This is a genomic window from Arthrobacter sp. ok909, from assembly GCF_900104405.1.
GTDB classification, from domain to species: Bacteria; Actinomycetota; Actinomycetes; order Actinomycetales; family Micrococcaceae; genus Arthrobacter; species Arthrobacter humicola.
This window is the reverse complement of the sequence record NZ_FNJS01000056.1, coordinates 1-12385: the sequence shown is the minus strand read 5'-3', so window position 1 is coordinate 12385 and position 12385 is coordinate 1. Positions and strand designations below refer to the sequence as shown.

General features: G+C 65.8%; 11 protein-coding genes and 2 pseudogenes. 12 read left to right on the top strand and 1 reads right to left on the bottom strand.

What is annotated here, in order from left to right:
- The 7 genes and pseudogenes from BLR03_RS23195 to BLR03_RS23165 form a co-directional block, all read left to right on the top strand.
- Window positions 1-372: pseudogene (locus BLR03_RS23195) on the top strand (tyramine oxidase); the annotation flags it as partial.
- Complete coding sequence (locus BLR03_RS23190; protein WP_091256846.1) at window positions 369-2027, top strand: APC family permease; 1659 nt, start codon at window positions 369-371, stop codon at window positions 2025-2027. The pseudogene BLR03_RS23195 and the gene BLR03_RS23190, both read left to right, overlap by 4 nt.
- Before the next feature lie 152 nt (window positions 2028-2179).
- Window positions 2180-2848, top strand: coding sequence for a DUF5134 domain-containing protein (locus BLR03_RS23185; protein ID WP_139184658.1), 669 nt, complete (start codon window positions 2180-2182; stop codon window positions 2846-2848).
- Between the two features lie 108 nt (window positions 2849-2956).
- Window positions 2957-3127, top strand: a pseudogene (locus BLR03_RS25105) (DNA replication and repair protein RecF); the annotation flags it as partial.
- Window positions 3128-3279: 152 nt separating this feature from the next.
- Window positions 3280-3870, top strand: a complete 591-nt coding sequence (locus tag BLR03_RS23175) for a hypothetical protein (RefSeq protein ID WP_091256855.1) — start codon at window positions 3280-3282, stop codon at window positions 3868-3870.
- 148 nt (window positions 3871-4018) lie between these two features.
- Window positions 4019-4753: a YcnI family copper-binding membrane protein gene (locus BLR03_RS23170; RefSeq protein ID WP_091256853.1), complete on the top strand. Its 735-nt coding sequence runs from the start codon at window positions 4019-4021 to the stop codon at window positions 4751-4753.
- A gap of 105 nt (window positions 4754-4858) precedes the next feature.
- Window positions 4859-5431: a copper resistance CopC family protein gene (locus BLR03_RS23165; RefSeq protein ID WP_254788672.1), complete on the top strand. Its 573-nt coding sequence runs from the start codon at window positions 4859-4861 to the stop codon at window positions 5429-5431.
- A 173-nt stretch (window positions 5432-5604) separates the two neighbouring features.
- On the opposite strand, the gene BLR03_RS23160 is transcribed toward BLR03_RS23165, so the two are convergent.
- A complete protein-coding gene (locus BLR03_RS23160) occupies window positions 5605-6876 on the bottom strand; it encodes a helix-turn-helix transcriptional regulator (RefSeq protein WP_091256850.1) in 1272 nt (423 codons plus the stop codon).
- Window positions 6877-7098: 222 nt separating this feature from the next.
- Between BLR03_RS23160 and tkt the strand changes: the two genes are divergently transcribed.
- The 5 genes from tkt to BLR03_RS23135 form a co-directional block, all read left to right on the top strand.
- Entirely contained in the window at window positions 7099-9237 is a 2139-nt protein-coding gene (tkt, locus tag BLR03_RS23155) for a transketolase (protein WP_091256848.1), read from the top strand.
- Window positions 9238-9342: 105 nt separating this feature from the next.
- Complete coding sequence (gene tal / locus BLR03_RS23150) at window positions 9343-10464, top strand: transaldolase (protein ID WP_091256842.1); 1122 nt, start codon at window positions 9343-9345, stop codon at window positions 10462-10464.
- Window positions 10465-10503: 39 nt separating this feature from the next.
- Complete coding sequence (gene rpe / locus BLR03_RS23145) at window positions 10504-11223, top strand: ribulose-phosphate 3-epimerase (protein ID WP_091256841.1); 720 nt, start codon at window positions 10504-10506, stop codon at window positions 11221-11223.
- Window positions 11224-11233: 10 nt separating this feature from the next.
- On the top strand, window positions 11234-11707 hold the full coding sequence (locus tag BLR03_RS23140) for a ribose-5-phosphate isomerase (RefSeq protein WP_091256840.1): 474 nt from the start codon (window positions 11234-11236) through the stop codon (window positions 11705-11707).
- 96 nt (window positions 11708-11803) lie between these two features.
- A partial coding sequence (locus tag BLR03_RS23135; protein ID WP_175460674.1) for a class II fructose-bisphosphate aldolase occupies window positions 11804-12385 on the top strand: 582 nt, incomplete at its 3' end.

Below are 12385 nucleotides of genomic sequence, written 5' to 3'. Positions count from 1 at the left end.
GGCAACGAGTCCTACGTCAGCAAACGAGCCCAGTTCGCCCGCAACAACCTCTGGGTCACCGCCTACGACCGGACCGAACGCTTCGCCGCCGGCGAATTCCCCAACCAGGCCACCGGCGCCGACGACGGCCTGCACATCTGGACCCAAAAGGACCGCAACATCGTCGACCAGGACCTCGTCGTCTGGTACACCTTCGGCATGCACCACGTCGTCCGCCTCGAAGACTGGCCCGTCATGCCCCGCCAGAACATCGGCTTCATGCTCGAACCCCACGGCTTCTTCGACCAAAACCCCACCCTGAACCTGCCCAGCAACGAAAACCGAACCGAAACAACCGACACCGGAACATGCTGTAACGGACACGAATCATGAGCGCCCAAAGCCCCGGCGGAAACGCTCCCTCTAAGCACGGCTCCCAACCGGGCAAGCTGAAGGCCAACACCCTGGGCCTGTGGGATGTGGTTTTCATGGCGGTCGCGACGTCCGCGCCGATTACGGTGATGAGCGGAAACGTCCCGTTCTCGGTCGGCTACGGCGTCGGAACCGGAACCCCGGCAACATATATCTGGGCGACGGTTATCCTGACGGTCTTTGCGGTCGCATATGTCTCCATGGCCCGCTACGTGACCTCAACAGCGGCCTTCTACGGATTCATTTCCCGCGGCTTGGGACGCGTGCTTGGCCTCGGGACTGGCTTCATGGTCACCTTCAGCTACATCGTCTTTGAAGCGAGCATCATCGGAATCTTCTCCTACTTCGGCCACCTGGCCTTCAAGGACCAACTCGGGGTAGATATACACTGGGTCGTTTTCGCCGTGGTCGGCCTCCTCCTCATCGGGTTTCTGACCTACTTCGAGATCAGCCTCGCAGCGAAAATCCTTACACTGCTGCTGGCCACTGAGATCGGGATTCTCGCAATCATGGCCTTCGGCGTGCTCTTCCATGGCGGCGGCCCCGACGGGCTGATGCCTCAGACGCTGAATCCAGTCAACATATTCCTGCCAAACGGCCTACAGGTGGCGGCGCCGGGTCTCGCGATGTTCATCGCGTTCTGGTCCTGGACCGGATTCGAATCGACGGTCATGTACGGGGAGGAATCAAAGAACCCGAAGAAGATCGTCCCTATCGCCACGTTGATCGCAGTCACCGGAGTCGGCATCTTCTACACGTTCGTCTCCTGGATGTCCGTCGCCGGGAACGGCGCCAACGAAGCCATAGCTTTGGCACAAAGCGCTAATCCCCTCGACATGTTCTTCCACCCCACGGACGTCTTTGTCGGGCACGGGTGGGTCCTGGTCATGGAATGGCTGATGATGACCGGATCCTTCGCCTGCGCCATGGCCTTCCACAACGCCGCAGCACGCTACATGTACTCCCTGGGACGGGAAGGAGTCCTGCCCAGCGTCCTGGGCAAGACCCACCCGAAGCATGGGTCGCCGCACGTCGCATCGTTCCTCCAGACCGGTATTGCAATCCTGTGGATTCTCGGATTCTGGTTCTTCAACAAGGACCCATACCTGGATGTCTTTGTCCTGCTGGCGGTGCTCGGGACATTCACGCTACTCATTGTGCAGACAGTGACCATGGGCGCGGTGTTCAACTACTTCCGCAAGCACCACCCGGAAGAAAACGTATGGCGCACCAAAATCGCTCCCATAATCGGTGGGATAGGGATGCTTGGTGTCGTCGTCCTGATGTGCCTGAACCTGGACACGGCTGCCGGACCTGCCGCATCGTCCCTGCTTTTCAAGCTCATCCCCTACATCGCCGCAGGGCTCTTTATCGCGGGGGCGGCCCTGGCCCTCTACCTTCGGAAGACCGATCCGCTCAGGTACGAGACCATCGGTTACGTGGTTCTCGCCGACGACGCTCACGGCCCCGTCCTGGACGAGGAAGATCCGGAGCCGCTGCGCCCGATCGATCTCGAAACCATCAGGGAACTGGAGCGGCAGCAAGCCTCAGGTCAACTCGGGCGGGAGCTCGATGAACTGGAGCTGGAGAAGAACCTGGAGCTGGACAAAGACTAGCCCTCGACAGGCGGTCCCCGGTGCAGTTGCCGGCGGCATCGGGGACCGGCCCCCTTTTCCTGACCCAACCTTCGGTCCCCGGCGCTGTCGGCAGACGTGTCGGGGACCGACCCCCTACCCATCCCAAACCCAGTAGTGAGAGCGTGAGCCGCGTGTTCAATATCCCCGCAATTACCTGGACCCTCACGGCCGTCCTGCTGCTTGGCGGAAGCTACCACGTCCTGCAGGCGACCCGGTCCCGCCATCTCACGGACCGGGTGAACAAAAGCTTCCATGCCCTCATGAACGTCCTGATGGCGGCCATGCTGTGGAACCTCGCGCCCTCGACCATGCTGGCCCAGATCGCAGTCCTCGCCGGCGCGGCACTGTGGTTTGTCGTTCAGGCGGTCGCCCGGCCGGAATTCAAAATACTCTGCGCCGGCAGCCAAGGCCGGCTGAAATGCGTTTACCACAGCCTCACCATGGCCGGCGCCGCCCTCATGGCCGCCATGATGGGTCAGATGACCACAACAGCGGGCCACGGAATTGTTCCGACGGCCGGAATGTCCATGCCCATGCCGGCCACCCACCACGCGATGACAGCCGCACCCCACAACGCCGCTGGAGCAACGTCTGATCACTCACCCACTCTGGCGATCCTGCTGACAGTATTCTTCGGAGCCGCAGCGGTGGTCTTCCTTATCCGTCTACTGCGTTTCCGGACAACGACAGCCGCTCCGCGCACCACGGCGGCCTCACGACTCTCCCTCCGCGCAGACCACGGACTCGAAGCCCTCGGCGCCGCCGTCATGGCCCTGATGTTCGCCACCCTGGCCGCATGACCCCCGACCACACAGCCGTATGCCGGAACCGCACCGACGCCGGCATGAACACTGCGCGGGCTGACGACGGCGAAGACCCGGATGACTACCGTTACCCCGCGATGCCCGGCCAACGGGTATCTGGCCACGCCCGGTTCCCACCGCGTCTTTTCGGACGCGCCGCTCCGTCGGTTCGGAACTGACCGGGCGCTGGTGCGTGCCCGTCTGGACCATGGCGGCCAAACCAGCGTGCTCGAAATGGAAACCAACGCATGCCGGGCCAACCGCCGACGCATCAACTCGTTGGACCACCACACAGGAACCGCGGGAGGAACTACGTCTGGCCCTCATGGTTTAGATCGAGAGAATTGCCAATGTCGAGCCGCCAACGATGAGTTGGCAATCTAGAGTGGAGTCCGGCAGCATCTCGGAAGGGAAGGGTGGCGATTGGCATGGGTGCCCCGTTGCGTTTCCCCCGTGCCGTTGCGGTGACGGCCGCGGTGTTCGCGCTGGCCGCCCTAGCCCACATGCTGGCCGGCGGCGAACTGCCCGGGCCGACCATTGCTCTTGGTCTCCTGGTCCTGGTCCTGGCACCGGTGATGGTCCTGACCAAGATCAGGATCACGGCACCGGTGATGGCCGGGCTGCTCGGGGCCGGCCAACTGGCCTTGCATGAGGCCTTCGATGCCCTGTCGGTATCGTCGGGATTCACTGCCGTGTCCGGCGGGCATCTGCATGGAACCGGGGCTGCGCTCCCGTCGGCGGCTGCCCTGATGCCGGAGCACACCGCTGCGCCCGGTGCCCTGGTGCTGGTCCTGCACACCGCAGCGACCCTGACCACAGCACTGCTCCTGGCCCGGGGCGAGGCGGCCCTATGGGCGCTGGCAGCCTGGCTGCGCCCCCTGATCCGGCTCCTGACGGCCGTGCTCATTCCTGAGTGGCCGCGCCTTCCCGCGCCGCCACTCACCGTCATTCCTTCCCGGTGGAGAAGCCTCCGGCTGCCGGCCCTGCGCGGCCCGCCGTGCGCCCACCCCGCTCCCTGAGCGGCCCAGCCACACCCACGCGCCCGCCCGGCCGGACCCTGGCCATAACCCGGGGCGATCCCTTGCCGGTGCCCGGCCACGTGATCCCCTCTCCTGCGCCGCCGCACGCGCGGTCCCTTGGCGCACCCCATTTTTGGAAGGCATGTCCATGAAAACCTCAATCCGCCGTACCCTCACGACCGTCACCGCCGCGACCGCGACGGCGGGGCTGATCGCCTTGGGCGCCACCGCCGCCTCCGCCCACGTCAAGGTCGACCCCGACGACACCGGCGCGAACGGCTACTCGCACCTGACCTTCAACGTCCCGAACGAATCCCCGACCGCGAAGACCAGCAAACTCGAAGTCACGCTGCCCACCGGGACCCCGTTCACCGCCGTCTCGGTCAAGCCCGTCGAGGGCTGGACTGCGCAGGTCATCACCAGCGACCTGCCCCAGCCGGTGACCATGTCCGGCACCACCGTCACCAAGGCCCCGAGCTCCGTGGTCTGGACCGCCGATGAGGCGCACCAGATCGGGCAGAACCAATACCAGTCGTTCTCGCTGTCCGTGGGCAAACTCCCCGCCGCCGGGACCGCCGTGACCTTGCCGACGGCGCAGACCTACACCGACGGGACCGTCGTCAACTGGAACGAACAAGCCGCTGAGGGCCAGCCCGAGCCCAAGCACCCTGCCCCGTCCTTCACCACCACCGCCGAAGACGGAACCGGCGCCACCACCACAGCATCAGCCGCAGCGTCCCCGGCGGCCCCGACCCAGACCTCGGAGACCTCCAGCGACGGGGCAGCGGTGTGGGGTATCGTCCTGGGCGCCGCCGGATTCGTCCTCGGTGCAGCGGCGCTGGGCCTGGTCCTGGCCGGCCGCCGCACCCGCGCCGCCAAGTAATCACCAAGGCCTCCGGGGCTGTGGCGGGACGCACCTCATCCCGCCACAGCCCCCGGCCCCACGGCCCTACGACGCCCCGGCGCCGGCCGCCGAAAGGACCCGCCCGTGAAAACCCCACCCCGTCACCGCTCCGGATACCGGCCCGGCCGTTTCCTGCTGACCCTGGCCACGGCCGCGTTCCTGATGGTTCCCGCCGCCGCGGCGCAGGCCCACGATGCCCTCGAGACGACCGACCCGCCCAACGGCTCCGTTCTCGGCACCGTTCCGGCCACGATTGGCCTGACCTTCAACCACACCCCGATCGCGATCGGTTCCGTGGTCCACGTCCGGGACGCCACCGGCACCGACCAGGCCGACGGGCCCGTAGCTATCCTCGACAACCACGTCAGCCAAGCCGTCAAGGCCGGCGCGCCGGAAGGCAACTACACGGTGGTCTGGCGGGTGGTGTCCTCCGACGGGCACCCCATCGACGGAACCTTCATCTTCACCGCCGGTGCCGCCAACACGGCCGCCGCCGCAACGCCGTCGTCCCCCGGCCCGGCCCCGGCAGACACCAGCGGTGCCGTCCCGGCGGGACTGATCACAGCCGGAGCCGTCGCTCTCGTCCTGGTGATTGCGTTCGTCGCGCTGTCCGTCATCATCAAACGCCGGCTACGCGGCCCGGAATTCCGCCCCTGACCCGGGCTAACCCGGATCGAGCCTGAGTCAATAAACAAGACGACTCAGCCGATGCACAAAATGGACGCCTGAATCCTGGCCTGCGTGACCGGCGAGCAGTCTCCTAGCGATGGCCCGCTTCGTCCCGGGCGCTGGGGCACAGATTGTCCTGATGCCGCCGGGGCGTTGCACCGTCACCGGAGCCCATGGCTGTGTGCCAGGGCGATGGCCTCGGTGCGTGAGCCGACGTCGAGCTTCCTGAACAGGTTCCTCACATGGAACTTGACCGTATTCTCGCTGATGCCCAGCGTTGAGGCGATGGCCCGGTTGCGGTGTCCGGCGACGAGGTGCTGGAGCACTTCGAGTTCCCGGGCGGCAAGGTCCCATCCGGCGACATCCCCGGCAGGGCGTGCCGTTGGCAGATCCAAGGGTAGGGTGACGAAGACGTCTGCACCCCAGCCTGGCATGACGTCGATCCGCAGTGTGCCGGTGAGCGCCTGGACCCGGCGGTCCAGACGGGCGATGCTCGGCGCGTCGGCTTTGAGTGCACCCCGGCCGTCGTCGCGGACGTTGATCAGCAGGTTTTCGCCGTCGCAGTCCCACTGCGTCCGTACCCTGCTGACATCCGGTTGTTCCGTCATGGCCAGCACAAGTCCGCGGACGATGGCCCGTGCCGCGTGGGCAACCTCGCCGGGCAAGGCCCGTCCATTCAGCGGCGGTTCGATAAATTCGATCTCGATGCCGCTGTAGCGGGTGAGCGGCCGCAGGTCCTCCCGCAGGCGTTCGAAGGCCTTGGCGACGGGCTCTTTTACCAGGTCCGTTGTGCGGTCGCTGTGGGTCCGGAGCCCGATCAAAGCCTTGGCGGCGAGATCGGTGACGGTTGTGCGGGCTGCCGCATCGTCCAGGGAGGATGAACGCAGGGCTGCCAGAAGGGTTTCCAGGGTGGTGGAGTGCAGATCGGTCAGCTCCGCCGTCACACGGAGGCGTTCAGCGGAGGCCGCCCGCGATTCCAGCAGGTACGCCGGCGGCGCATCAGCCACTTTTTCTCGGATCCGCAGCGCCGTAAGGCGCCACAGATACGTCACCAGGTCCAGCCCCGCGTCGTGCCCCGGGTCCGCAGGGGCCGGATCCGTGAGGACGAGGAGGGCATTGCTGGAGGCGTGCTTCAGGGCAAGTACGGGGCGCGTCCGGCCGGCGAGCTCGGCCACCCCGAACCAGGGTGTCTCATCCGTAAGGGCAGCGCGAAGCGCGTCCAGCTCGGTGATGGAGGCACGGGAAATGATTTCTTCGTCGCCCGCCTTCTTCTGCGGCCGGCCTGTGCAGTCTTCGGTGAAGATGACCAGCGCGCTGCTTCCCATGTAGGGGAGTGTGGCATCCCGCAGCCGCTCCGCTATCTGGGCCAAGGGGGCATCGGCCAGTACTGCCACGCTCTGCAAAAGGGGCCACGGCAGGTCTGGAAGCGGCATGGTGAACTTCTTCAGGGGCTGGTCCGCGGCTGCGCTCATCTGGACAGTCTACCGGGGTGGAAACGCCCTTCCAACCCAAAAGGGTAGTAAGAACCGTCAGAAAACAGTGTTACCCCTGCCCTTTTGGTTCGCGATCATGGATATCAACCAGAAAGCATCCGTCCGGCCGCTACGGGCCGACCAGATCCAAGAGGACAAACCGTGAACCCGACAACAAATATGATGCTCCCCGGCACCACAAATTCAGAAGCAGCAACACTCAACTGGACGCCCGAGGACCAGCGTGCAGTGGACACGGCCCGTGTCTTGGCCGCCGACGCCGTCGAGAAGGTCGGCAACGGCCACCCCGGCACGGCCATGAGCCTGGCACCGGCCGCCTACCTTCTCTTCCAGAAGCTCATGCGCCACGACCCCCGCGACCCTGACTGGCTGGGACGTGACCGGTTCATCCTGTCACCGGGCCACTCCTCGCTGACCCTGTACATCCAGCTGTTCCTGTCCGGCTACGGACTAGAAATGAACGACCTTAAGGCGTTGCGCACCTGGGATTCCCTCACGCCCGGCCACCCCGAGTACAAGCACACCGCCGGCGTCGAAATCACCACCGGCCCGCTGGGCCAGGGCCTGGCCTCCTCGGTGGGCTTCGCCTACTCACAGCGCCGGATGCGCGGCCTGTTCGACTCCGACGCTGCCGAGGGCACGTCCCCATTTGACCACACCATCTGGGTCATCGCTTCCGACGGCGACATCCAGGAAGGCGTGACCTCCGAGGCTTCCTCGCTGGCCGGGCACCAGGAACTGGGCAACCTCGTCGTTATTTACGATGAGAACCACATCTCCATCGAGGACGACACCGACATTTCCTTCACCGAGGATGTCCTGAAGCGCTACGAGGCGTACGGCTGGCACACCCAGCGCGTGGACTGGACCGAGACGGGCGAATACGTCGAAGACGTCCAGGAACTCTACTCCGCGCTGCTGGCCGCGAAGGCCGAGACATCCAAGCCGTCCATCATCTCGCTGCGCACCATCATCGGCTACCCGGCCCCGAAGAAGCAGAACACCGGCAAGATCCACGGCTCAGCCCTGGGCGCAGATGAAGTCGCCGGCCTCAAGTCCGTGCTTGGCTTTGATCCGGCCAAGTCCTTTGAAGTCGACCAGGACGTCCTGGCCCACGCCCGCGCCGTCGTCGAACGCGGTGCCGCTGCCCGCAGCGAATGGGATTCCTCGTTCGAGGCGTGGCAGTCGGCCAACCCCGAGGGCGCTGCCCTGTTGGAGCGGATCGAGGCCCGCGAACTGCCCGCAGGCCTAGACACCGTCCTGCCGGTCTTCGAAGCCGGCAAGGACGTTTCCACCCGCGCCGCGTCCGGCAAGGTCCTGAACGCGATCGGCCCGGTCATGCCGGAACTGTGGGGAGGTTCGGCCGACCTCGCGGAGTCCAACAACACCACCATCGAAGGATCTCCGTCGTTCGTCCCGGTCTCCCGCTCCACGGATGCGTGGAAGGGCAACCCGTACGGCCGGGTCCTGCACTTCGGCATCCGCGAGCACGCCGCGGCGTCGATCGTGAACGGCATTTCGCTGCACGGCCGGACCCGCGCTTTCTCCGGCACGTTCCTGATCTTCAGCGACTACCAGCGCCCCGCCATCCGCCTCTCCGCCCTTATGGGTGTCCCGTCCATCTACGTGTGGTCGCACGACTCCATCGGCCTGGGCGAAGACGGACCCACCCACCAGCCGGTGGAACAGCTCGCCACCCTGCGCGCCATCGTGGGCCTGGACGTTGTCCGTCCCGGTGATGCGAACGAGGTGGGCATGGCCTGGAAGACCATGCTGGAGAACCATTCGAACCCGGCCGGCATCATCCTGACCCGCCAGAATGTCCCCACCTTCGCCCGCGGCGAGGGTGCAGCCGAGGGCGACACCTTTGCTTCCCCTGCCGGGGTAGCCAAGGGTGGCTATGTGCTGGCCGAGGCATCAAGGGACGGCGCCACCGTTCCGGCACAGGTGCTGCTGATCGCCACCGGTTCTGAGGTGCAGCTGGCCGTCCAGGCCCGCGAAGCACTTCAGGCCGAAGGCATCGCCGCCCGCGTGGTCTCCATGCCGTGTGTTGAGTGGTTCAACAAGCAGGAGCCCACCTACCGGGAGTCTGTGCTTCCCGCCGCCGTCAAGGCCCGCGTTTCAGTCGAGGCCGGCCTGGCCCTGGGCTGGCGGGAATTCGTCGGCGACGCCGGCCGCTCCGTGAGCCTGGAGCACTACGGTGCCTCGGCAGACTACAAGCGTCTGTTCCAGGAGTTCGGCATCACAGCGGAGGCTGTCGCCGCCGCGGCCAAGGATTCCCTCGCGGCTGCCCGCAACTAACCTCTCAACTGCACGGCGGCCGGTGCCGCGGGACGGCCAACAGGCGTCCCGCGGCGCCACCGCAAGCGGTCCACTGTTCATAATTTCTTGAAGGAAGCAGAAGCCATGACCAACGCAACACCCACCGCACAGCTTTCGGACGCCGGCGTCTCCATCTGGCTGGACGACCTGTCCCGCGAACGGCTCTCCAGCGGCAGCCTGCAGAAGCTCATCGACCAAAAGAGCGTCGTCGGCGTGACCACCAACCCGTCCATCTTCCAGGCCGCGATCACCTCCGGCTCGGACTACGACGCCAAGATCGCCGCACTTGCCGTACAGGGCGCCAGCGTCGAGGAGACCATCTTCGAAATCACCACCGCCGACGTCGCCGACGCCTGCGACCTCTTCGCTCCCGTCGCCGCCGCCACCAAGGGAGTCGACGGCCGCGTCTCCATCGAGGTCGACCCGCGCCTGGCATGGGACACCGAGGGCACGATCGCCGAGGCCAAGCACCTCTTCAAGAAGGTCGACAAGGACAACGTCCTGATCAAGATCCCGGCCACGCTCGAAGGCCTCGGGGCGATCACGGCCGTCCTGGCCGAAGGCATCAGCGTCAACGTGACCCTGATTTTCTCCCTGGAACGCTACCGCGCCGTCATCAACGCCTTCCAGGCGGGCCTGAAACAGGCGAAGGAAAACGGCCACGACCTCTCCACGATCCACTCGGTGGCCTCCTTCTTCGTCTCCCGCGTGGACTCGGAGATTGACAAGCGGCTCGACGCCCTCGGCACCGGCGAAGCCAAGGCACTCAAGGGCAAGGCAGGCGTTGCCAATGCCCGCCTGGCCTACCAGGTCTACGAAGAGCTGTTCGCCACCGAGCGGTGGGCGGTCCTCGCCGAAGCCGGCGCACTCCCGCAGCGTCCCCTGTGGGCCTCCACCGGTGTCAAGGACCCCGCCTACCCGGACACCCTGTACGTCACAGAACTGGTGGCTCCCGGCGTCGTTAACACCATGCCGGAGAAGACCCTCGACGCCACGTTCGACCACGGCGTGGTCACCGGTGACACCATCACCGGCACCTACGCGGAAGCCAACGCCACGCTGGACGCACTGGACGCACTGGGCATCTCCTACAACGAGGTCGTAGCCCTCCTCGAATCCGAAGGCCTGGACAAGTTCGTAGCCAGCTGGAAAGAACTCCTCGCCGACGTCGACGGCGCCCTCGCCGCCGCACGGACGTCGTCCTAACCCGCAAAGCTCTCTGACTGCTATCGAAAGGCAGACAACATGTCCATTTCACCCCTCAACTGCTGCATCCACCCCAGCATCCTCTCGGCCGACTTCGTCAACCTCGAGGCCGAGTTGGCCCGCATCAGCAACGCCGATGCCGTGCACGTGGACGTCATGGACAACCACTTCGTGCCGAACCTGACCATCGGCCTGCCCGTCGTGGAACGGCTGCAAAAGGTCAGCCCCGTGCCGCTGGACGCCCACCTGATGATTTCCAATGTGGACCGCTGGGCTCCGCAGTTCGCCGACGCCGGCCTGCACTCGGTGACATTCCACGTCGAGGCGTCCGGCGCCCCCATCAAGCTCGCCCGTGAACTTCGCGCGCGGGGAGCCAAGGCGGGCATGGCACTGCGCCCGGCCACCCCGGTGGAACCGTACCTGGACATGCTCCCCGAACTGGACATGCTCTTGATCATGACGGTGGAGCCGGGCTTTGGCGGCCAGGCATTCCTGGACGTCATGCTGCCCAAGATCCGCCGTGCCCGCGCGGCGGTGGACGGTTCGGGCGTGAACGTGGCCATCCAGGTCGACGGAGGCATCACCGAGGAAACCATCACCCGGGCCGCGGAGGCCGGTGCCAACGTCTTCGTGGCCGGATCCGCCGTATACGGCAAGCCGTCGCCTGAGGAAGCCATCGACTCGCTGCGCGCCACCGGCCGGCTCGCTTTCGCCCCAACAACACCGCGCCCCAACACCACCGCATCCCAACAAGCCTGAAGGACCAATCATGCGCGTTCACATCGCAACCGACCACGCCGGCATGGAGCTCAGCTCGCACCTCATCACCGCCCTGTCAGCCAGCGGCTACGAGATGGTGGACCACGGGCCTGCGGCCTACGACGCCGACGACGACTACCCGGGCTTCTGCATCAAGGCCGCCTCCGCCGTCGTGGCCGACCAGGCCGCCGGCGTGGACGCCCTTGGGATAGTGCTGGGTGGGTCCGGCAACGGCGAGCAGATCGCCGCGAATAAGGTCAAAGGCGTGCGTGCTGCCCTGGCATGGAACCTCGACACCGCCAAACTGGCCCGCGAACACAACAACGCCAACGTCGTGGCAGTGGGTGGCCGTCAGCACACCGTTCAGGAAGCCACGGAACTGATCGAAGCCTTCCTGACCGAACCGTTCAGCAACGCCGAGCGCCACGAACGCCGCATCGGCAAGATCGCCACCTATGAAACCACCGGCGAGGTTGCCGAGTAGCTTCACTAGGGCCCCGCGCAATCCTTTCGAAGGACTGCGCGGGGCACGTGCTTGTGGCAGGCGTGGCCAAAAACAAAATTCACTTTAGGAGTCAGCATGCCCATTGCAACCCCAGAGATCTACTCCGAGATGATCGACCGTGCAAAGACGGGCGGCTTCGCATTCCCGGCCGTCAACGTCACGTCCTCCCAGACCCTGAACGCGGCCCTGCGCGGCTTCGCCGAGGCCGAGTCCGACGGCATCGTGCAGGTCTCCACCGGCGGTGCGGCTTACTGGTCCGGCGCCTCCACCAAGGACATGGTTGCCGGCTCCCTGGGCTTTGCGGCCTTCGCCCGCGAGGTCGCCAAGAACTACGGCGTCAACATCGCCCTGCACACGGACCACTGCCCCAAGGACAAGCTGGACGGCTTCGTGCTCCCGCTCCTCGCCGCGTCCGAGGCCGAGGTCAAGGCCGGCCGCAACCCGCTCTTCAACTCGCACATGTGGGACGGCTCCGCAGAGACCCTGCAGGAAAACCTCCGCATCGCCCGTGAACTGCTCGAGCGCACCGCGGCCGCCAAGATGATCCTCGAGGTCGAGATCGGCACGGTTGGCGGCGAGGAAGACGGCGTCGAGAACGCCATCAACGACAAGCTCTACACCACGGTCGAGGACGCCCTGGCCACCATCGACGCCCTC